Origin of the sequence: Streptomyces herbicida (assembly GCF_032656585.1) — a bacterium.
Lineage (GTDB): Bacteria > Actinomycetota > Actinomycetes > Streptomycetales > Streptomycetaceae > Streptomyces > Streptomyces herbicida.
In genome coordinates this window covers 1-21,909 of the sequence record NZ_JAUYWJ010000045.1, presented here as the reverse complement: position 1 = coordinate 21,909, position 21,909 = coordinate 1, and the positions used below count along the sequence as shown (strand labels likewise).

General features: G+C 68.9%; 15 protein-coding genes, 1 pseudogene and 1 riboswitch. Of the genes and pseudogenes, 9 read left to right on the top strand and 7 right to left on the bottom strand.

What is annotated here, in order from left to right:
* Window positions 1–49: 49 nt before the first annotated feature.
* Entirely contained in the window at window positions 50–2,113 is a 2,064-nt protein-coding gene (locus Q8A52_RS47085; protein ID WP_316764583.1) for an Ig-like domain repeat protein, read from the bottom strand.
* A 746-nt stretch (window positions 2,114–2,859) separates the two neighbouring features.
* Window positions 2,860–2,969, top strand: a riboswitch (SAM riboswitch).
* A 259-nt stretch (window positions 2,970–3,228) separates the two neighbouring features.
* On the opposite strand from Q8A52_RS47085, the gene Q8A52_RS47080 reads away from it, so the two are divergent.
* The 7 genes from Q8A52_RS47080 to Q8A52_RS47050 all read left to right on the top strand — a co-directional run bounded on the left by Q8A52_RS47080 (window position 3,229) and on the right by Q8A52_RS47050 (window position 10,858).
* Window positions 3,229–4,869 carry an ABC transporter substrate-binding protein gene (locus tag Q8A52_RS47080; protein WP_316764581.1) on the top strand — a complete coding sequence of 547 codons (1,641 nt, stop codon included), beginning with the start codon at window positions 3,229–3,231 and terminating at the stop codon, window positions 4,867–4,869.
* Window positions 4,866–5,948: an ABC transporter permease gene (locus Q8A52_RS47075; RefSeq protein ID WP_316764579.1), complete on the top strand. Its 1,083-nt coding sequence runs from the start codon at window positions 4,866–4,868 to the stop codon at window positions 5,946–5,948. Before Q8A52_RS47080 ends, Q8A52_RS47075 begins: the two co-directional genes overlap by 4 nt.
* A 3-nt stretch (window positions 5,949–5,951) precedes the next feature.
* Window positions 5,952–6,899, top strand: a complete 948-nt coding sequence (locus tag Q8A52_RS47070) for an ABC transporter permease (protein ID WP_316764576.1) — start codon at window positions 5,952–5,954, stop codon at window positions 6,897–6,899.
* A complete protein-coding gene (locus Q8A52_RS47065) occupies window positions 6,892–8,565 on the top strand; it encodes an ABC transporter ATP-binding protein (RefSeq protein WP_316764574.1) in 1,674 nt (557 codons plus the stop codon). The genes Q8A52_RS47070 and Q8A52_RS47065 overlap by 8 nt, the downstream gene beginning before the upstream one ends.
* Window positions 8,562–8,936 carry a membrane dipeptidase gene (locus Q8A52_RS47060; RefSeq protein WP_408649387.1) on the top strand — a complete coding sequence of 125 codons (375 nt, stop codon included), beginning with the start codon at window positions 8,562–8,564 and terminating at the stop codon, window positions 8,934–8,936. The genes Q8A52_RS47065 and Q8A52_RS47060 overlap by 4 nt, the downstream gene beginning before the upstream one ends.
* Window positions 8,937–9,019: 83 nt before the next feature.
* The gene (locus Q8A52_RS49400) at window positions 9,020–9,172 is read left to right on the top strand and encodes a DUF6059 family protein (protein ID WP_408649386.1); all 153 of its coding nucleotides are present in this window, start codon (window positions 9,020–9,022) and stop codon (window positions 9,170–9,172) included.
* 423 nt (window positions 9,173–9,595) lie between these two features.
* Window positions 9,596–10,858, top strand: a complete 1,263-nt coding sequence (locus Q8A52_RS47050) for a vanadium-dependent haloperoxidase (RefSeq protein ID WP_316764569.1) — start codon at window positions 9,596–9,598, stop codon at window positions 10,856–10,858.
* A 543-nt stretch (window positions 10,859–11,401) separates the two neighbouring features.
* Here the strand turns inward: Q8A52_RS47050 and Q8A52_RS47045 are convergent.
* The 3 genes from Q8A52_RS47045 to Q8A52_RS47035 all read right to left on the bottom strand — a co-directional run bounded on the left by Q8A52_RS47045 (window position 11,402) and on the right by Q8A52_RS47035 (window position 17,377).
* Window positions 11,402–13,030, bottom strand: a complete 1,629-nt coding sequence (locus tag Q8A52_RS47045; protein ID WP_316764567.1) for a S53 family peptidase — start codon at window positions 13,028–13,030, stop codon at window positions 11,402–11,404.
* A gap of 177 nt (window positions 13,031–13,207) precedes the next feature.
* The gene (locus Q8A52_RS47040; protein WP_316764564.1) at window positions 13,208–16,042 is read right to left on the bottom strand and encodes a helix-turn-helix transcriptional regulator; all 2,835 of its coding nucleotides are present in this window, start codon (window positions 16,040–16,042) and stop codon (window positions 13,208–13,210) included.
* 711 nt (window positions 16,043–16,753) lie between these two features.
* Window positions 16,754–17,377, bottom strand: a complete 624-nt coding sequence (locus Q8A52_RS47035) for a TauD/TfdA dioxygenase family protein (RefSeq protein WP_316764561.1) — start codon at window positions 17,375–17,377, stop codon at window positions 16,754–16,756.
* A 442-nt stretch (window positions 17,378–17,819) separates the two neighbouring features.
* On the opposite strand from Q8A52_RS47035, the gene Q8A52_RS47030 reads away from it, so the two are divergent.
* Window positions 17,820–19,535, top strand: a complete 1,716-nt coding sequence (locus Q8A52_RS47030; protein WP_316764559.1) for an eCIS core domain-containing protein — start codon at window positions 17,820–17,822, stop codon at window positions 19,533–19,535.
* A gap of 54 nt (window positions 19,536–19,589) precedes the next feature.
* On the opposite strand, the pseudogene Q8A52_RS47025 reads toward Q8A52_RS47030, so the two are convergent.
* Window positions 19,590–20,380: pseudogene (locus Q8A52_RS47025) on the bottom strand (IS5 family transposase); the annotation flags it as partial.
* Window positions 20,381–20,527: 147 nt separating this feature from the next.
* On the opposite strand from Q8A52_RS47025, the gene Q8A52_RS49395 reads away from it, so the two are divergent.
* Entirely contained in the window at window positions 20,528–20,815 is a 288-nt protein-coding gene (locus Q8A52_RS49395; RefSeq protein WP_361620257.1) for a transposase, read from the top strand.
* Between the two features lie 28 nt (window positions 20,816–20,843).
* Here Q8A52_RS49395 and Q8A52_RS47020 read toward each other — a convergent pair whose 3' ends face one another.
* On the bottom strand, window positions 20,844–21,491 hold the full coding sequence (locus tag Q8A52_RS47020; protein WP_316764556.1) for a tetratricopeptide repeat protein: 648 nt from the start codon (window positions 21,489–21,491) through the stop codon (window positions 20,844–20,846).
* Window positions 21,492–21,530: 39 nt separating this feature from the next.
* On the bottom strand, window positions 21,531–21,719 hold the full coding sequence (locus tag Q8A52_RS47015) for a hypothetical protein (RefSeq protein ID WP_316764553.1): 189 nt from the start codon (window positions 21,717–21,719) through the stop codon (window positions 21,531–21,533).
* Window positions 21,720–21,909 lie beyond the last annotated feature (190 nt).

The following is a 21,909-nucleotide window of genomic DNA, read 5'->3' as shown; positions in this document are numbered from 1 at the left end:
ATGGGCCGGCTCCAGCCCCTTCAGGCGGACTTCTGGTGGTGCTTCGGCGTCAGTAGCTGGTGATGGTGACGCTCTTGGACTTGGCCTTCACGAAGCTGTTGCCGGCGTAGCGGACGCTGAGCGTGTGCGTGCCCTTGGCGAGCCTGGCGATGGTGACGGTGACCTTGCCGCCGCTGAGGGTGCCGCTGCCGACCAAAGTGGAGCCCTTGTAGATCCGGACCTTGCCCGTCGGGGTGACGCCGGTGGCGCTCACCTTGACGCTGACCGTGGCGTGCTTGAGGTGGCTGATCCGGGTCGGGGCGGTGACGGTCAGGGTCGGGGTGGCCTTGACGACGGTGATGGTGACGTTCTTGCTGGAGGCGGTGTGGGCTCCGTCGCCGCCGTAGCGGATGCTCAGGGCCTTGGTACCGACGGCGCCGAGCTTGGTGGTGGCGACCTTGACCGTGGCCTTGCCGGAGGAGTTCAGGGTGGCGGACCCCACCTTGGTACTGCCGTAATAGGCCGCGACGGTGCCGGTCGGCACGAGGGCGTCGGTGTGGCCGACGGTCACCGCGATCGACTCGGTGGTCCCGTACGCGGGCTTGGCCACCGCCGCCGAGGCGGTCACGGTCGTCGCCGTCTTCGCGGCGGGGACCACCACGCTGGTCGTGGTTGCGTCGCTGTTGCCGTTGATGTCAGCGGCATAGACCGTGACGGTGTACGAACCGGCCGCCAGCCCCGTCAGGTTCGCGCCGGTGCTGGCGGCGGGCACGTCCTTGTAAGCGTAACCGCCCACGGCCGCGCCGGTGCTGTCCTGCACGGTGACGCGGTAGTCGCTCACGGCGGCACCGGAAGCCGGGGCCCAGGACAGCTTGAGCGCACCGGCGCCTGGCGTAGCGGTCACGGACGGGGCCGCCGGGACCGCCGAGGAGAGGTTGCCGTCCTCCAGGCCGCCCCGCTTGACGTGCTTGTTGGTCGGGTCGGCGATGCCGTTGTAACTGACGTTCAGGAAGCCGAACTTGCCGATCACGGACTGGGCCGAGCTGGAGGCGAGCGCCGCCGTGTGGCTGTCGTCGGTCACGAAGACGTCGTAGAGGGGCTGGTTGAAGAAGACGCTGGTCGGGTCGATGGCCCGAGTGGAGACCACGTTGGAGACGTCGCGGCCGAAGGTGGTGTCAGCGAAGAAATCGGGGTTGGAGGAGATCGTGCCGTCGGCGTTCTGTATCACCGGTGCGGTGTAGGTCCCGCTGTTCGCCTCGTCCAGCGCGCCGAGGAACGCGCCGCCCGCGACGGAGGTCGCACTGCGGTCCGGGGCAGTGCCGTTGTGCTGGGCGACGAAGCTGGCGACGGAGAGCGGGACGATGTCACCGTCGTTCTCGATGACGTTGTTCAGACGGTTCTGCTGGACCGCCTTGCCGTCGTAGTCCAGCGTGTCGACGTTGCTGCCGAGCTGGGCGTCGGTGACACCGATGGCCTTCTGGAAGAAGGTGCGGGTGCCGGCGCCGGAGTTGGGGATGAACGGGTGGATCTTGACCCCGTTGATCTCCGTCAGCGCCCCGGTGTAGATGTCGTGCAGCTGCTGCTTCGTCAGCTGGGCGAGCGCGGAGCCCTTGGCTGCGTAGCCCACGGCGTCCCGGGCGAAGGGGATCGCGGTCAGCGCGGTGCCGGAGACCGCGGGCGCGCTGGTGTTGCGGGCGAAGTCGATCTGGTCCTGGATGTTCACCGTGCCGTCGTTGGCACTGGAGGAGACGGCGTAGTTGCCGCCTGCGACCGAGTCGCTCAGGGCGAGGCGGCCGGCATTGGCGCCGTTGGGACGCAGGAACGTCGGCCCGCTCGTCCGGGTCTGGATCTGCGAGGTCGTGGAGCCGGTGCCGGGCTCGGTCGCGTCGTAGGACGCGAGCGTGTAGCCGTCCGCAGTGACGGCGGTCGCGGCGTAGCTGGTGCCGTTGACCGTCTCACCGGCCAGCGCGTCCAGGACGTCCTGGGTGACGTCCGAGCCGACGCCGACCAACTGGTGGGCGGCGATCCCCGCGCCGGGATCGGCGAACGCGGTACCGGAGGTCAGGACGAGAGGGGAGGCGAGCGTGGCGACGACGACAGCGATCGCCACGACGGAGGTACGTCTCAGACGCATGGTTGAACTCCTCGGAAGGCGGCCCACGGGCAGGCAGCATGCGCGCGGGAACAGCGAGCGCGGGTGCGGCGGACGCAGGCACGGGAAAGCGGGAAAGCGGATGACCGCAGGACTGAAACACCGGAAGCCGAACGGCCGTGGGCCGAACGTCCGGGAGAAGGATTCGCCTAGGCGTGCCCGCGCACGTGGGGGTCACGGCCGGGAGGAGTGAGCGCGCGTGTGAGTGTCGGTTCAGACTCAGCAGCAGGCCACGGCGACGCCGGGGCAACAGCTCGCGCTGCGCACGCGCATCAGGTCGACGGCGCGACGCCGCGTCAACGCCGGGGTGGATGTCCGAATCACGGCGGGAACAGTAGCAGCGCCTCTCACAAGAACAACACAAATTCGGCAGCGTCTCGTATGCCGATACGTAGTTGTTCGGACGTGACTGGTTCGCCCTGATTTGCACACGTCGATTTTGAGACGGTCCCATCCCGCATCTTGTCGACTGTACTTTGGCCAACCAGAGGGGCAGTCGTGGGTGGAGCACGGCAGGCGGACCCTGGCGGGCTCGGAAAGTCATCACCGAGCCGCGAGCCGACATCCCTCCCCGGGGCGGTGCTGCAGACGGGCCTCCATTGCCGCCGAGATCCTGGCCGAGCTGGGCCTGCACATATGGTTGTCCGTGCAACAGCCGCGCCTGCGCAGGTCATCCCGCCAGGGCGAACTCTTGACGCCGAGAGAATTGTCGATCTACGGTGAGCGCGAGCTACGAGTTCCGGTGATCAAGCCCTGGCTGGCCGGACGGCAACCCTCGACGCAGCGGGGTGCCCCAGGTGAAGGCTCGGCGGATTTCCCTGTTCTGCAAGTGCGTTTCCTTCGGCCCGTGCGCCGACGACACCCCCAGGAGGACGGCGTGGCAAGTGGCCTCGTGCTGTGCTCCCGACGTCATGTGGATCTGCTGCTGGTCTGCAGCTGTCTCTGTCAGAACTGACTGAGCCGTCGGCGGGAAACGCGCCGACGCATCGTCAACTCTCTTTTCCTTCACCTTCCCACGCGACAACGCGCGCCGTCCGGCAGGTCCAGCCCGGCGCGGCTCCGTCGCGTACCCGCCCATGCGGAAGCGGAGACCAGCCATGACACAGCACATCACGCCCAGATCGCTCCGAACCGGCCTCGGCGCCCTTTCCTTCGGTACGGCGTTCCTGGTGGCCCTGACCGGATGCACCAGCACCAAGGACGGCGGCAACGCGGCCTCGATCAAGGCGCTGACCATCGGCACGACGGACCAGGTGACCAGCCTGGATCCGGCGGGCGCCTGGGACGCGGGCTCCGGCACCATCGAGACCGAGGTCTACTCGACCCTGCTCGGCGTGAAGAACGGCTCCACGGAGGCGTCCCCGGACCTGGCCACCGGTATCAAGCTGACGGGACCCAAGGAGTACACGGTCACCCTCAAGAAGGGCCTGAAGTTCGCCAACGGGCACCAACTGACCTCCTCTGACGTCAAGTTCAGCTTCGATCGCACGCTGAAGATCGCCGACGAGAACGGCCCGTCGTCGCTCCTGTACAACCTCGCCTCCGTCACCGCCCCGGACTCGGCCACCGTCGTCTTCACCCTCAAGTCGGCCAACGACACGCTGTTCCCACAGGTGCTGTCCACGGCGGCCGGCTACATCGTCGACGAGCAGGTCTTCCCGGCGGACAAGATCCTCGACGACAAGTCGGTCGTCGCGGGCAAGCCCTGGAGCGGGCCGTACGGCGTCACGAGCTACGACAAGAACTCCCTGGTCTCCTTCACCGCCAACAGCGCCTACCAGGGCCAGCAGGGCACCCCGAAGACCAAGAACATCCAGCTCAAGTACTACACCGACGCCAGCAATCTGAAGCTCGACGTCCAGCAAGGGGGCATCGACGCCGTCTACCGCACCCTCACCACCGCCGACCTCGACGACCTGGCCAAGAAGAAGGACATCAAGGTCCACACCGGCTCCGGCAACGGCATCCGGTACATCGTCTTCGACTTCCAGACCCAGCCGTACGGCACCAAGTCCAAGAACGCCGACAAGGCCAAGGCGCTGGCCGTACGGCAGGCTGTCGCCGACTCCGTCGACCGGGCCCAACTCGCCCAGCAGGTCTACAAGAACAGCTTCCAGCCGCTCTACAGCTCGGTGCCCGACGGCCTCGCCGGAGCCACACCCGCCTTCAAGTCGCTCTACGGCGACAAGAAGGGCGGCCCCGACAAGACGGCAGCGGCTGCGAAGCTGAAGGCGGCGAAGGTGAGCATCCCGGTCACCCTCAACCTGCAGTACAACAGCGACCACTACGGCTCGTCCTCGGCGGACGAGTACGCGCTGATCAAGACCCAGCTGGAGGCCACCGGCCTGTTCAAGGTGAACCTGCAGTCCACGGAGTGGACCCAGTACGGCAAGGACCGCGTCAAGCACCTGTACCCGCTGTACCAGCTCGGCTGGTACGCCGACTACCTCGACGCCGACAACTACCTCTCGCCCTTCTACGCGGCCAACAGTTGGGTCGCCAACGGCTATGACGACCACGCCGTACGCGCGCTGATCAAGAAGGAGGAGACCGAGACCGACGCGGCCAAGCGGACCGAACTGCTGAAGCAGGCCCAGGACAAGGCCGCCGCGCAGGTGCCGCTGCTGCCGCTGCTGCAGGGGTCCACGGCGATCGTCACCCGCACCGACGTCAGCGGAGTGCCGGATGAGCTGAACAGCGCTTACCAGTTCCGCTGGACGGGGCTTGCGAAGAAGTGAGCGCCCTGACACAGGACACCCCCGGCGCCGTCACCACTTCGGGCGACGGCGCCGCCGGGTACGGACTCGCCCGCTACCTGGTGATCCGCTTCCTGCTCATCATCCCCACCGTGCTGGTCCTGGTCAGCCTGGTCTTCTTCCTGATGCGTGCCACCGGCGACCCGATCAGCGCCGCCTTCGGCGATCGGCTCACCCCGGACCAGCTCCAGGCCAAGCTTCATCAGGCGGGCTACGACCGGCCGTTGTTCACCCAGTACCTGGACTATCTGAAGTCCCTGGTCACCGGCGACTTCGGCCACACGGTCACCGACAACCAGCAGGTGACACACGTGCTGGGCACCTATGGCGCCGCCACCGTCGAACTCGCCTTCTACGCCCTGGCCGTGGCCCTGATCGTGGGCGTCCCGCTGGGCATGGCGGCGGCCTCGTACCGGGACCGCGCGCCCGACGCGGCTCTGCGACTGTTCGCCATCCTCACCTATGCCACGCCCGTGTTCTTCGTCGGCCTGTTGCTCAAGCTCGTCTTCGCGATCCAGTTCGGCTGGCTGCCCGCGTCCGGCCGGGCGAGCACCGACGTCCAGCTCTTCCTCCAGAGCCAGACCAGCACGACGGGGCTCTACCTCGTCGACGCCCTGCGCAGCGGCAGCGGGGCGGCGGTCGCAGACGTCCTGAAGCACGCCGTACTGCCCGGCCTTGCACTGGGGCTGCTCGTCGCGGGCATTCTCCTGCGCCTGGTCCGCACGAACCTGATCGGCACGCTGAACTCCGACTACGTCGAGGCCGCCCGCTCACGTGGCGTCGCACCCTTCCGTCTGGTCACCCGGCACGCCACCCGACCCGCCCTGATCCCCGTCGTCACCGTCCTCGGGCTCCAGGTCGCGGGTCTCCTCGGCGGAGCGGTGCTGACGGAGACCACCTTCGAGTGGAAGGGCCTCGGCTTCGAACTGGCCCACTACCTGACGGTCCGTGACTTTCCGGCAGTGCAGGGCATCGTGGTCCTGTTCGCCGTCGTCGTGGCGGTGACGAACTTCCTCGTCGACGTCATCGCGGCCCTGATCGACCCCCGAGTGAGGTACTGAGCCGTGGCGCAGGTTCTTCTACGACGGCTGCCGCTGCCCCTGCGGGCGAGTGCGGGCGTGCAACGGACCATGCTGGTCACCGGCGTGGTCCTGACCGGACTGTTCGTGCTCACCGCGTTGGTCGGGCCGCTGGTCGCTCCGTACGGCTACGCGCAACTCCGGGACGCCGGCGGGCTGTTCGGCTCGCAGCAGCATCCCAGCGGCGAGCACCTGCTGGGCACCACCATCGCGGGCTACGACGTGCTGTCCCGCATGGTGTGGGGCGCCCGCACCGCCCTGGAGATCATCCTCGCCGCGCTGCTGCTGTCGGTGGTCCCCGGCACGGTTCTCGGCCTGGCCTCAGGCTATCTCGGCGGCCGGCTGGACCGGCTCCTGGTGGGCCTGGCCGACGCGCTCTACGCGTTCCCGCCGCTGCTGCTCGCCATCGTCATGTCGATCGTGATCAGCGGCGGACAGTCCAGCCTCGTCGGTGGCCTCGGCGCGGCCGCCTGCTCGGTCGCCGTCGCCTTCGTACCGCAGTACTTCCGTGTCCTACGGGCCGAGGTGATCCGCGTGAAGGCGGAGCCCTTCGTGGACGCGGCCCGGGTGATCGGTACCGGGACCTGGCGGATCATGTTCCGGCACGTGCTGCGCAACTCGGTGCGCACCCTCCCGCTGATCTTCACCATCAACGCCTCGGAGGCCATCCTCACCCTCGCCGGCCTCGGCTTCCTCGGCTTCGGCATTGAGCCCAACTCGGCCGCAGAGTGGGGCTACGACCTCAACCGCTCGGTCGCGGACGTCACTTCGGGCCTGTGGTGGACGGCGATCCCGCCCGGCCTGGCCATCGTGCTCACCGTGCTCGGCACCACCCTGCTCGGTGAGAGCCTGACCGACCTGGCCGACCCGCGGCTGCGGCGGCGTGGCGCCTCGACCATCGCCGGCACGGAAGGAGTCGCGAACGATGACTGACCTGCTGCGCATCGAGGACCTGCACATTTCTTTCGCCACGGACGCCGGAACGTCCCAGGCCGTGAAGGGGGTGAACCTCTGCGTCGCTCCCGGGGAGGTGCTGGCCCTGGTCGGCGAGAGCGGCAGCGGCAAGACCGTGACCGCCAAGTCGGTCCTGGGCCTGCTGCCGGTCACGGCGACCGTCCGTGGCCGTGTCCTGCTCGGCGACGGCACCGCAGACCCGGCCGAGGACGTCCTCACCGCACCTCCCGCGAGGCTCCGTGAACTGCGTGGCACACACGCCGCGGCGGTGTTCCAGGAGCCGTCCACCGCGCTCAACCCGGTCTTCACCATCGGCTGGCAGCTCACCGAGGGCCTGCGTGCCCACGGCCGCGGCGGCAGCAAGGCCGAACGCCGGGCTCTGGCCGTCGACTGGCTCGACAAGGTCGGCATCCCGGACCCGGCCACCCGCGTGGACCACTACCCGCACCAGCTCTCCGGCGGCCAGAAACAGCGCGCCGTCATCGCCATGGCCCTGGCCCTCGGCACCAAACTCATCGTGGCCGACGAGCCCACCACGGCCCTGGACGTCACCGTCCAGGCGGAAATCCTGGAACTTCTCCACCGCTGCCGTACCGACTTCGGCACCGCCGTCCTCCTCATCACGCACAACATGGGCGTGGTCGCCGACCTCGCGGACCGCGTGGCCGTGATGAGCGAGGGCGAGGTCGTCGAGCAGGCCCCGGTCCGCGAGCTGTTCGCTGCGCCCGCTCACCCGTACACGCGGAAACTGCTGGCCGCCGTACCCGTCTTCGGGGGTGGAGGCCGTACGGAAGCTTCCGCACCGTACGACGGGCAACAAAAGGTCGTACGGGCCTCCCGCCTTGTCGTGGACTATCCCGGCCGACTGGGCAGGAAGGGCTTCCGGGCCGTCGACGGCGTGAGCTTCGAGATCGGGCTGGGGGAGGTGGTCGGACTGGTCGGGGAGAGCGGCAGCGGCAAGACCACCATCGGGCGGGCCGTCGCCGGCCTCGCGTCCGTGACCGGCGGTCGACTCGATGTGTTCGGCGAGCAGTTGACGACCCGCCGCCGCACCCGCGGCCGGGCCGGCCACATCGGCTTCGTCTTCCAGGACCCTGCGACCAGCTTCAACCCGCTGCTGACCATAGCCGACAGCATCGCGGAACCGTTGAACGTCCACCGGCGCGAACTGGGGGCGAAGGCCATCCGGGCCGAGGCCGAGGCGCTGCTGGAGTCGGTCCACCTGCCCCGTTCCTACGCCGACCGCTACCCCCACGAGCTCAGCGGCGGCCAGCGCCAGCGCGCCGCACTGGCCCGCGCGCTCGCCCTGCGGCCCCCGCTGCTGATCGCGGATGAACCCACCTCCGCCCTCGACGTGTCGGTCCAGGCCAAGGTGCTCGACCTGTTCACCGAACTCCAGCAGGAGCTGGGCTTCGCGGCGCTGTTCATCAGCCATGACCTCGCGGTGGTCGAGCAGGTCGCCGACCGTGTCATGGTTCTGCACCGCGGCCGGATCGCCGCCTCGGGTTCCACGGCCCAGGTGCTGGGCAGCCCGCAGGACGACTACACCCGGCGGCTGGTCGCTGCCCTACCCGTCCCCGACCCGGTCCGGCAGGCACGACGCCGGCCCCTCGACGCTCTCGACGAGGGAGTGGTGAGCACATGACCGACACCGTGGTGGACGTGGTCGAGCAGGTCCTCGGCAGCACACCCGTCTTCGACGGCCACAACGACCCCCCGCGCCCCGAGGTGACGGTGGCCCAGGTCGCCGATCACGTCGAACACGCCCGCCAGGTGGCCGGCGTGAACCATATCGGGCTCGGCGGCGACTACGACGGCGTCGACCAGCAGCCCACCGGCCTCGCCGACGTTGCCGGTTACCCGGTCCTGCTGCGCGAGCTCGCCGGCCGCGGCTGGTCCCGGTCCGACCTGGAGGCGCTGACGGGCCGCAACGTGCTCCGCGTCCTGCGCGAGGCAGAACGGCGTACGACGGAACCGCTGTGGCCGACAGCCCCCCTGAGGGTGAGCGCGCGGTGAAGCGGAGACACCGATGGGCCGATGTCATCGTCCGATGGACGCCGGGACTCCTTGCGGTCGGGTGCTGCCTGTGGGGACTTCCGGTGCCCGGGGTCTCCGTCAGCACCGAGGACCGTGGGCGCACGCGAGAGCCGGACGGCCGGCTGCCACCCGGCCACCCGGAGTGCCATGCCGCGCACATACCGCTGACGGAGGTGGAGCGGGAACTCTGGTCTGCCCTGAACCTGGAGGCCTGACCAGCGCGTTGGGCCGCGTGGACGGCGACCGTCGACCATTGCGCCGCGGGTGCCGGTCGGACGCTCCGCCAAGCACTTGACCAACTGCCGGCCCGGGCCGAGGACAGCGGTGATGCCGTGGTCACGGCCAGGGTAACGGGGGCATGACGCAGGCGCGAAGGCGTCGTTGCAATGCTGAGCTGTCAATATCCAATGTGTTGACCGGGAATTGAGGCGCGGATAGCGTTCAGGCATGCGGATCTCTGTGCGGTTCGCCCGGCGGCGAGCCGTTGACCTGTTGCGTGTCGCCGCCGCGCTCTGTAGCTGACGCCTCGTCGAACGCAGCCGTCCCATGCTGACCGCCGACCATGGCGGTTTCCTTCGTGTGCGCGCGTTCGGCGTCCCGGCCACAGCACTTGCCCGCACATCCGCGAAGGAGTATCCGTGAACCCGCTCATAGCCCGCCGCTTCGCCCTGAAGGCGCTGGGCTCGGCAGCCCTGCTGACCGCCTCCGCCACCGTTCCGCTCGCCACGCCCGCCGTTGCGGACGAACGGCAGCAGCACCTGTCCGTGACGCTCGACTGGTACGACACGACGGCCGTGACCGTCGCGGTGGCGGGCGCAGCCACCCAGATCACCAACAGCCGGACCTGGGCCGTCAGCTGGCTGGCGGCCGCCCGGGCCACCCGCGAGGTGCCGGCCAGCGTCGACCGGAGAGACTTCCAGAATGCGGCCCTGGCATCCGCCGTGCACGACGCCCTGGTGGCGCTGATCCCGTCCCGCACCCAGGAACTGGATGCCGCGTTGCGCTCGACGCTGGACCGCGTTCCGGACGGGCCGGCCAAGGCGAAGGGTGTGGCGGCCGGTGCGCGCCAGGCACGGCTGGTCCTCGCTTTGCGGGAGGGCGACGGTCTCGACCCGGCTTCGGTGAACGCGCCGTTCACCGTGCCGCCGGCGGCTCCCGGCGTGTGGCAGCCGACTCCGCCCGCCTACGCCCCGGCCGCGCAGTACGGCAACCGGCTCGCCCGGCCCTTCCTGCTGGACAGCCCCGACCAGTACCGGCTGTCCGCGCCGCCCGCCCTGGACTCCGGGCGCTACCGTGCCGACCTGGCCGAGGTCCGTGCGTACGGGGCCGCACACAGCACCGTACGCACGGCGCTGCAGACCGAGACCGCCAACTTCTGGTTCGGCTCCTCACTGACGCTGTACACCGAGCCGCTGAGGGTGGCCCTGGCCCGGTCGTCACGCTCCATCCCCGCCCGGGCCGCGCTGGTGGCGCTGTTCCACGTCGCCCTGGTGGACACGCAGATCGCCACCTCCGACACCAAGTACGCCTACCTGCGCTGGCGCCCGGTCACGGCCATCCGCACCGGCACGATCGACCCCGACCCCGACTGGACGCCGCTGCACGTGACGCCGGCCCATCCCGACTACCCCAGTGGCCACAACACGTACTCGGGAGCGGCGGAAACGATCCTCACGGCGCTCACCGGGCCGCGCACCGCACCGTTCGAGCTCACCAGCCTCACCGCCCCCGGAGTGACGCGCACCTATACGGCCTGGGGGCAGTTGTCGCAGGAGAACGAGGACGCCCGCGTGTACTCCGGCATCCACACCCGCTCGGCCGACGTGGCCGGCCTCGCCCTCGGCAAGCGGGTCGCGGGGCACGCGCTGCGCAGCGCGGGGCGCCTGTTCAACGTGCTGTGAGCAACACTGCCGGCCACCCGGCGGCACAGCCCCGAACCGTTCCCTACTCGAAGGCGGCCGCCGCCTCCCGCAGTGCCTGAGCACCACCCGGGGCGAGTGCGGGCCCGGGGCGCCCGGGTGGTAAGTGACGCGCGGAGGGCGCGGCGCGGACCTGTCGGGCGGCGGCCGCGAGGAGAACGGTGCGGGTCTCGGGCGAGGGGGCCCGCGAACGGGTTTTTGTACGCGGCCGATGTGTCGTTGGCCCGTGTACAGCCGGGCAGATAGTGGGGGGCGCGAAATCCAACTTCCAGACGTCCTTCGGCTTCTCCGTGGAGAGGTTCCCACACGCCCTCGCCGGTGGCCGCCCACACCTTGCCGCCGCTGAAGCGCAGTTCGTGGATGGTGCTGGCCCATCGGCGCCTTACACGCCGAGGCGCAACATCACCGGATGTGGGGCCGGGACACTGAGTTGACAATGCCGGATATGCGTACGCCGTACGCCGCAGCGTGGGCCGGGAGTGATCCCGGCCCACGCCTCATGGGTTGGTCTTCAGCTGCTGGGGGTCAGCCGAGCAGCTTCTTCGCGAGTGTCGCGGCGTTGTACGAGCCCCATCCGGTGGTGAAGTCCCAGCCAGTGGCGGCGGAGTAGGCGCCGTTGCTGCCACTGGTGATGTCGTGGAAGCCGGTGCCGCTCGCCGTGTAGAGGGCGGGGTTGGCGAAGCCGAGGTTGGCCTTGCCGGCCGCCGCGGCCTGCTGGTTGTACAGTGCGGCGAATGCCGCCCATTCGGGCGCGGCGGCGCTGGTACCGCCGACCGAGGACCAGGAACCCTGCGAGTAGATCGAGACACCGGGACTGGGGTTGGCGTGGGCCGAGACGTCCGGCACCTGGCGGTAGCCGCCGCCGGCGCTCTTCTGCACCGCGGTCTGCCAGCTCGGGATCTTGAAGACGGAGGACTTTCCGCCGCCGCCTCCGGACCAGGCCACCTCCTTGCTCCAGGCGTTTGCGGAGGTGACGGTCAGCTTGGTGCCGCCGACGCCGGTGACGTACGGGTCGCTGGCCGGGTAGTCGACGGAGGTGCCGCCGTCGCCCGCGTCGTCCGATCCGCTGTCACCGGAGGCCGCGTAGAAGCCGAGGCCCTGGGCGGCGCCCGCCTTGAAGACGGCGTCCACGGCGTTGATGTTGGAGGTGGTGCGCGCACTCTCGGCGGCGCCCCAGCTGATCGAGGTGGTCGGGATGCCGCTGTCGACGATGGCCTGGTAGGTGTCGACCTCGCCGGCGTCGGAATTGGGGCCCTCAAAGACGGTGACGTTCGCCTTCGGGGCGATCGCGTGCAGGACCTCGATGTCGAGCTCGACCTCGACCTGCCCGTCACCGAGCGAGCCGGAGCCGCCGTCCACCTTGGACACGGTCGGGGTCGGCGACCCCAGGTTGTAGTTGTTGTCGTACTTCGTGATGTTGGACTGCTGGAAGCCGTCGAACTCGATCAGCGCGATCTTCTGGCCGCTGCCGGTGTACGTACCGGAGACGTTGTAGCCGCCCTTGAGCTGGGCCGGGGTGTAGCCGCCGCCCGGGCCGTTGTGCGGGGTGACGGTGGAGGGCGCCTGGTGGTGCCGGTGGGCGCGGTTGTTGAGGCCCGCCACGTCACTGACGAGGGAGGCGATGGCGGTCGGCAGGGTCGGCGCGGTGTCGTTGGCGTAGAACGAGCGCCCCGACGAGGCGTCCTTCCAGGTCGACAGCTTTGTGCCAAAGGCCTTCTCCAGCTGGGCGGCGGTGCCGCTGGCGTCGACCAGCAGGTTGCCCGAGTGGACGGTGCCGACGGTGAGCCCCTGCGCGCGCAGGTAGTCCTTGAGCTGCTTGACCTCGGCATCGGTCCGGCCGAAGCGGGCGGCGAACTGGCGCTTGGTCAGATAACGGCCGTAGGAACTCGACCGCGGGTTGCTGACCTTGGCGACGAAGGTGTCGAGGGCCTTGTCGTTTCTGGGGGTCAGGCTGATCGCCACCGATATCCGCTTGCCGGGAGCGACCTTGCCGGTACGGGTCACGTTCTCGTTCAGGCCCTTCAGGACATCTCCGGTGATGGCCGCGCGGGTTGAGTGCGGCTGGGCGCTGCCGGCGGCGTAGGCGGCGGGTACGGCGGCGGCGAGCAGGGCCGGCACGGTGACCAGGCCGAGCAGTTTCAGGCGTGACTTCACTGAGGTCCTCCGGAGAGTGGGGGTGGTGTCCCGGAAGCGGAACGGCTTCAACGTAGGAACATCCGCCCCACCCGCATAAGCGGGGGAACCCTTGCTTTACGTGTTAACTGCTGATGTCACGTTAACGGCGAGTGTCGAGTGTGCGGGCAGTCCGGATACTGCAGGGCTGACTAGCCGTCACTGTCGTGCCTGAGTGGTCACTTGGTCCTGGTCGCCGGAGTCCACGGCCGCCCCGGCGACGATGACGGCGACCGCCATCGCGTGGGCGAGCGCGGTGCGGGAGCGGACCCCGAGCTTGCGGTAGACCCGCGAGAGGGCACCTTCCACCGTCTTGACGCTGATGAACAGCTCAGCGGCGACTTCCCGGTTGGTGGCCCCGCCGCCGACCAGTTCGGCGATCCTCGCTTCCGTGGGGGTGAGTTCGGGTCTGCCCGCGCCCGCCTCATCGCTGCGTTCTCCGTCCAGCCGCGCCAGTTCGTCCCTGGCCCGCGCCGCCAGCGGAGCGGCGCCGATCCGTGTCGCGGTTTCCAACGCTTCGCCGAGGACCGTTCGTGCCGCGCTCTTGCGGCGCGAGCGGCGCTCGACCGTGCCGAGCGCGATCAGGGTGCGCACCAGCTCCACGGGCAACGGGAGTTGACGCAGGCGCTCCACGGCGGCACGCAGCCGTACCGCCCCCTCCTTGGGCCGGCCGAGCCCCGCCTCACGCAGCCCCTCCGCCCGCTCCAGAGCTGCCAGTACGCTGTCGGGCGCATCGCCGGTCGCACGCGCACGGGCCTCGCGGATCACGGCCCCGGCCGCGTCCGTCTCGCCGAGGACGACCAGGGCCTCGGTCAGATCGCCGTACCAGCGCAGCAGCGGCGGGTCGGCGGCGCACATGGCCTCGCCGAGTTCCATGACGCGTTGCAGTGCCTCGACCGCGGCCGCCGCCCCCCGCGGGTCGCCGACGAGCAACTCGGCCTGCCCGAGCACCGCCAGCGCACGCAGCAGGAACAACCGGTCACCGTCCGCCTCCGAAACCCGTACCGCCTGCTGGGCGAGGTGCCGGGCCTCGTCGACGGTGCCGCCGGCGGTCGCGGCCAGCGCCGCCGCATACAGCGCCGGAGCGGCCTGAACGCCCGTCTCAGCCAGGACGCGCGAGCAGCGGGCGGCGGTGTGCAGCGCCTCCCGGCACTGCCCGGAGCGCACCTGGATACGGGTCAGTGTCACCAAGGTCGCCATGACCTCTTCGACCCCGGCGAACTCGCCTATTCCCGCGAGGAGTTTGGCGACCTGCTCCCCGGCCTCGGTGACCTTGTCGGAGTCCAGGGCGAGTATCGCCCGCATCCGGATCAGTCTCCAGCTCTCCGGGCCGGCGTCGGCGCCGCCGACCAGTGCGAGCGCCTCCTCGAGCACGGCGCCGGCGGCGACCGGTTCCCCGGCCAGGGAACGCACCCGGGCGAGGGTGGCGAGGGCCCCGATCCGAGTGTCCGTGTCGCCTGCCCGGGCCGCCTGCCGGGCAGCGCGCCGGGCATGCCGGGCGGCCTCCGCCAACTCCCCACACAACAGGCCGCGTACAGCCGCCCAATGATGCAGCCACGCCTCGGCCTCCGGGTCGCCGTCGGCATCTCGGAGGCCCTCTTCGATCAGATCATGGGCACCCTCCAGCGCCTGCCCGACGTTGCGCAGCAGGATCAGCCGGGCCCGCACCCGATGCCGTGCCGAGCCCGACCCGGACAGGACGGTCTCGGCAGCCTGGCCCGCCTCTTCCCGTCGTCCTGCGTCGCACGCGTACTCGGCTGCGGCCAGCAGCCGGTCGGCGCGGTCCGCGGCACGGGCGCCGGGAGTGCGCCGGGCAGCGAGCCAGGCCAGTTCGAAGGCGGCATCAGGTGTGCCGTTGCGGCGTGCGGACTCGGCCGCGGACATCAGCGTGCGGGCAGTGGTCTCGTCCTCGTACGGGTGGGCGAGGGCGAGGTGGCGGGCCTGCTCCACGGGCTCGGGGACCGCACGGGCCAGAAGAGCGTGCGCCTGTCGGCGGCTGTGCTCCGGGGCATCGGCGTATACGGCGGCCCGGATCACCGGATGCCCAAAACGTACGATTCCGCCGACGTCGGCCGTCGCCACACCGAGTCGTTCGGCCTGCGCGAGGTCAGCGCCGGGGTCATGGAGCCCGGCGGCACGCAGCACACTGAGGCTGGGGTGGGCGGCGGCGCTCGTGACCAGGAGGGTGCGCCGCGCTGTTTCCGGGAGCCTACGCACCTGGTCCAGCAGCTGGGTACGAAGCCTTCGGGGCACGGGAAGGGTCCGGCCGAAGCCGACGGCCGCTGCGTCACGCGGAGCTGCCCGCCCCAACTCCAGTGCGTACCACGGGTTTCCGGCCGCGGCGTCCTGGATCGCCCGCAGCACCGCCGGTGGCAGGTCGGCACCGATGGCGGTGCGCACGAGGTGTGCCACCTCGCCGTCCGCCAGCGGCGGCACAGGAAGTTCGACGGTGCCCGGCGGGCAGCAGCCCAGCCGTTCGGGCTGCTCGCCGTCGGCCACTCGCTCGGAGGCCACCACCCGTATGCCGAGGCCCTTGACGCGCCGTACAGCGAAGGCAAGCACCTCGGCGCTCGGCCCGTCGAGCCACTGGAGGTCGTCGATGACCAGCAGAACGGGCCCGGTGGTGGCGAGGGCTCGCAGCACTTCGAGGACGGCGATGCGCACCGCGAGCCGACTGCGGTCGTCGACCGGTTCCCGGCCGCGTAGTAGGGCCGCCCTCAGTGCCGCCCGGGGCTCGGGCGCCAGGGCCTCCTGGAAACTCTCCGGCACCCCTGCGAACAGGTCGATGAGGCCGATGAACGGGAGCCGGGCGTCCTCCTGAGCCGGCGAGCAGTGAAGCACCGTGCCGGCCGGCAGGGCATGCGCGGTCAGGGACGTCATGAGGGCAGCCACGAGCGTGGACTTGCCGATCCCCGCCGGACCGTGGAAGAGCACTCCGGGACGGGTGGTCAACTCGATCTGGGCGGATTCGAGCAGCTCGTGGCGACCGGTCAATGACCGTGCGCCCACGACAGACGCCCGCCCGTTGCCCTGGGGAGGGCACGCGTGATCTTGGTGCACGCTGCGCCCAGTGACCGGCTACAACCCGAGCAGAGTGCCAGGCCATTGGCTCGACGAGTGCAGCAGGTCCCAGGGCGTTGCAGCATGTGTTCATGACAACGTCCGCGGAATCGCCGTGTCAATGACGTCCGTCACGCCGCCTGTTCGTCAGGTCCTGACGGCACGAGCGGGACGCGTGTCGGTATGCGGCCGACACCGTGTGTCGCCCGGGCCTGGCCAGGTGCTAACCAGCGACCGTGGCATGATGGTCGCCCGTGAAGCTGCGCTTTGCCTATCTGGCCGCTACCAGCACCTTCGCAGCGCTGCTCCACGGTGGTACGAGCAGCGGAAGTGCCTACAGCACGGTGCTGAATGTCAAGTGTCGGTAGTCCGAGCCGCTGTGGGGCGGGAGCCGACGCCCGCCCCACGCGTACTCGTCACCCAAGGACGGCAATCGCAAAGGCCGTGGACGACGCGATAGCAGCAGGCGCGCAGTTCGCCCGACGCATCATGGACAGCCGTCCGAACGACGAGGAGTTCGCGGTCTAGGTCAATGAACGCTGTTCTGTGTGGGGCATAGACCGTGAGGTTCTGCTCACGCAGGTCCAAGGAGTCGTGCTCGCGATTGTCACCGCACCCGACGAAGTTGGTACGGACGAGGCGGGGTCAGGAGGCAACGGCGACCCGGTGGTCGGCGGTGAAGGCGCGTCCGGCGACCAGTTCGGACTCGCGTCCGTCCGGCCCGACGGGTACGTCACCGATCAGAGTGACCCGGTGCAGACGCCGTTCGACGGTCAGGTGGTCCAGGTCGCGCGGGGCGAGGTGGGCGGTGGCGCGGTTGTCCCAGAAGGCAACATGTCCGGGCTCCCAGCGGAAGCGCACCGTGTACTCAGGGCGAGTGATCTCGGCATAGAGCAGGTCGAGGATGCGCTTGCTCTCACTCGGAGTGACGTCCACGATGTGGCTGGTGAAGCCAGGATTGACGAACAGCGCACGCTCCCCGGTCTCCGGGTGCACCCGCACCACAGGGTGCACGGCCACCAGCAGGTTGTCGTTAATGCGGCGGGCGTACTCGCTGTCGCCGTCCACCGGCCTGCTGCCGCCGTAGCGGTGTTCGGCACGAAGGGTGTCCACGAAGGCGCGGACAGGGGCGGACAGGCCCTCGTACGCGGCGACGAGGTATCGATATCGGCGCCGATGTGACCGGCGACGGGGCGGACGGAGAGCGTGCTCATACGGGCGGTGTCCTTTCGGGCCATATCTGGACGGGGCCACGGCGGCGCCAGGCATGTGCGGCGTCACCCCGCCGATCACTTGCTCGTAGACCTGGAAGAGGGCGACTTGGCGCTGCCGCGCAGGGAGCGAGGGAAGAATGCTGTGCCTGTCAACGCCGCGGCGCGGTCACGAAGACGGGCCTCGGCGGAATGCCGGTCGGCGGGCGCAACAGCCCAGTCCGGCTGCGGAGACCACGCTTGCCCCGCCGCACCGGCGGGACCCGGTCGTCATCCGGGGCACCGCGCCGGGCGCCGTTGTCGAGCTTCCGGCGAACCTTCGCCGCCAGTGCGGGCTGAGGCCAAATGCCTCTCCCGTGGATTTCGTTCATCGCCTTCTTCACATCACGCAGTCATGGTGACGTTGCAGTGACGCTCTAAGCGAATAATTCCGGGAAATGCCGTACAAGATCCTGCCGGGTTACTGAAGAGCGGTCCTACGGCCTGCAAGGAGGTCGGCTTTGTATCGTCAGTCGCAGCGCGTGACGAAGAACCATTCCAGGGACGACGCGTTCCACCGGAACGGCAGTTCTGAGGTGCCTGAGGCGGTGCTCGATGTGCTGAAGCGACCAGGCATGATCTTGGATCAGGAAGTCCGGTTGCCCTTTGAAGCCCGATGGGGACACGACTTCAGCCGGGTGAGGGTCCATTCCGATGAGGCTGCGGACAGGGCAACACAGTCGATCGGTGCGCAGGCATTCACGCTGGGATTAGATATCGCATTCGCAAGGGGCGCGTACGCTCCTGACACCAGTGAGGGCAGCGATCTACTCGCCCACGAACTGGCCCACGTGATACAGCAGCGCGGTTCCCCCTCTCCCGCCCAGCGTATCGGCCCCATCAGCTCTCCTGCCGAGAATGTTGCCCAATCTGCGATCAACAGCGGCGAACTGACACACTGTTTCGATACAGTTGGCACGGTCCAGCGCCAAGGCGTCCCTGACGCCGGCCCACTGGAATCAGGCGCGGAGGGGATCACAGACGCGGGCGAGACATTGCCTGGAGGTGTGCCTCCCACCGCCGAGGAGATCGAAGCGAACCGGCTGCGCGCCAACGCTCCTGAGCTAATGGAGGATCAGGATCTCGGGCCGGCATACGACCAGGCACTCCTCGATCGGGACGACGCACGGTGCGCCGCGATACTCGATCAGATCCGGAATCGGGACGGTGGATACGGCGGGATAGGCGTGGGCCTGCCGAGTGCCATCCCCAAAGGGGCACTGGGTAACGTCCTCCTCACGCCGGACGTGGCGCTATCCATGATCGAGAACATGGTGGCAGGAAAACCTCCGTTCCGGCCGGAGCTCGGAGTCGGAGGAGCTTCTTGGTTCGTGACGGAAGGGACTCCTTATACAGGGGTTGGTCCTGAGTCCGGCGTCGCGATGCAGATCGATCTGATGGACAGTGAGGGTGGCCTCGTTTATCAGCAGGCAGACCTCGACCGGATTTACCTTGAGGAGGCAGCACAAGCGCAGCCCACCGTGGAGACCCAGGTACGGGAACAGTTCCGCGTAAGCACCGGCAGGGACGCGGCGTCCGCATTGTCCAAGGCCCTGCGCGACAAAATTGCCCACCATTTGGATCGCCTTGCACAGCGGCGCATGTGGGAGCGCATCGGCCGTGAAGTTGCCGGCTCGGCGCGAAAGGTCGGCGAGGTCGTATTAGAGGCTGGTGGGCGCTTCTCAGCGACAGCGGGCAGGTTCAAGGTCATCGCGGATGCAGCGAAGATCCGGGTGCGGGGAGGCGTTGCGGCACTTCTCCGTGCAGTGGAGAAGTCGGGGCTGGCACGCCCTGCTCCGTCTCTCGCTGCCTCGGCCGAAGAACTCGCGCGGACCATGAAGCTCGCCGGCCGGGTACGGACGGTATTCCGAGTCGGCGGCAAGATCCTCATTGTCGTCGCAGTCGCGGCTGACATCGTTGAAATCATTCTCGCCGAGGATCACTTGGAGGCCCTGGTGGTCTCCGCCTCCGGATGGGCGGGCGCAACAGCTGGTTCAGCAGCCTTCACTGCCATGTGGACTCCAGCCGACGTCGCCGGCCCGTGGGCTTGGGCCGCACATGGAGTCGGTGTTCTTGTCAGTGGCGCGATAGGCTATTGGGTTGGCTCTTCGGTCACGCGATACGTGTACCGACTTGTCGTCACGTCACGTCGCCAGGTTCGGGAGGAGACGCCGTAACGCACCGGAGCCGTCGTGACTCGTCAGTGGCAACAGCGGCTGACGCAATGAGCCGAGTTGTCGGTGGGTGATGAGGCAGCAGGCGAGTTTGAGGAACGCTTCGTGGATGTCAGCTCGTCGTTCCCACCGGATGCGCAGACGTCGGAAGCCGTGCAGCCACGCGAAACTCCTCTCGACGACCCAGCGGTAGGTGCCCAGTCCCGTGCCGTGCAGGGTGCCGCGGCGGGCGATGGCGGGCACGATGCCGCGGGCGCGGACCTGGTCGCGGTAGATGTCGTGGTCGTAGCCGCGGTCGGCGAACAGCGAGTCCGGCTTGCGGCGGGGACGACCGACCCGGCCGCGGACCGGCGGGATCGCGTCGAGCAGGGGCAGGAGCTGGGTGACGTCGTTGCGGTTGCCGCCGGTCAGCAGGACCGCGAGCGGGGTGCCGTGCCCGTCGGTGATCAGATGGTGCTTCGAGCCGGCCCGGCCCCGGTCGACCAGCGACGGGCCCGTGTGCTGCCCCCTTTTAACGCCCGAACGTGCGAGGAGTCGACCACGCAGCGGGACCAGTCCAGTCGCGAGGCCGCGTTCAGTTCGGACAGCAGGACCTCGTGCAGCCGCTGCCACACGCCGGCCTCGTTCCAGTCCCGCAGCCTGCGCCAGCACGTCATGCCCGACCGGAAGCCCAGCTCTTTGGGCAGGTACTCCCACTGGATCCCGGTGTGCAGCACATACAAGATCCCGCAGAGCACGTCCCGGTCAGGCAACGGCTTGCGGCCCGGGTACCGGAACCTGCGCTCACGCTGCGGCAGCAGCGGCTCCAAGTGATCCCACAGCTCATCCGACACGATCCACGGCGACATCCCCACACCGGACCGAACGCTCAACTCCGGCCCCGGACACCGCAACCAGGAGCGATCCACCTCATTGTGTTAGCCGCTATTAAGGAGCTGGAGACGAAGGTAAAGGAACTTCTCTCCCGGCACCCTCAGGCGCCCATCGTCCTTTCCATGCCCGGATTCGGCGGAGTTCTCGCGGCCGAACTTTTCTCAGCGATCGGCGACATTTCACGGTCCGCGACCGCTGGCCGGCTCGCTGTGGCATCAGGAATGGCCCCCGTCTCCCGTGACTCTGGATCAAACACCGGAAACCGCCTGCGCCCGACCCCGTACAGTCGTCCCCTCCAGCGGGCATTTTTGCCCATTAAGAGTCTCAAGCGCCACCGGGCCGTGGCCAAGAGGTACGAACTTGCCGTCCGTTACGAGGCGACTGTGCTGGTCGCAGTCCTCAACGAGTGACTGTGACCAGCACTTTTCCAGTCAGAACCTAGGAGCGGATGAGCGTGCGGGCTTGCTCGATCCACCCCGACACGGCCTTGGCACCGCAGCTCTCGGCGACCGACTGGGCTTCGTCGAGGTGGCGGAACGCCGCCGATGAGTCGCCGGTTTCGGCCGCGAGGTAGGCCAGTGCCACCAGACCGGCCGCTTCTCCGGCCCTGAAGCCGATCTCTCGGCGCAGTGTCACCGATTCGGTCAGCCGCTCGCGGGCCTGGTCGAAGTGGCCTGCGTCCTTGTCTGCGAAGCCGAGATGGCGAATCGCGTAGGACATTGTCATCCGGTCGTCGACGGATTTCGCCAACGCGTACGACCGCTCGAAGTACGGCCTGCCGGTGGCGCCGTCGCCCTTGACCACCTGATGCCAGCAGCCGACCCAGAACAACGCGTCCGCCTCACCCGACGCGTCCCCCAGACGTTCGTACAACTCGGCCGCGCGCTCGAACAGCACCAGTTCCTGGCTGTTCTCCTCGCGGTCGTTCAGAAAGCGCACGTGCAGTACCTTGCCCCGCCCCATGGAAAGCGGCGCCTCGACCGCGTCCAGCACGTCATCGGACCGCTCCAGCGCGGACGTGTCCCCGCCGAACATCGCCGCTTCGAACAGCTCTCCCGCACGTTCGATCCAGTCCTGCCCTCGCATACTTCAACCCCTCCCCGTTGGACGATGGCAGCGCTGAGGCTATCTCCCTGCCCCCGGGGGAGACGGGAATTTCGCGGCCAGCGCGGCCAGCTCCTCCAGCAGTTCGACGGACAGACCGTTCACGGACATCGGCATCGACTTCACGTCGGCACCCTCGGGGCCCACACCGGCCACGGCAAGCGACATGCCCTCAGCGTCCTCGATCAGGTGATCCGCTGACGTGCTCATCAGGTGACTCCTTCGTGGAAGTACACACCTGATTCATGACACTCCCCGTTCGTACGCGGGGGGCGGGTGTGTCTGAAAGATCGTGTAAGTCCGTGACGTGACAGGCTGGCCGGGGTCCGGTGTAGGGCCTTGACCAGCCGGGACGGACGGATATGGCAGACAACGAGAACCCGGCTGTGGAGCCGGTCGA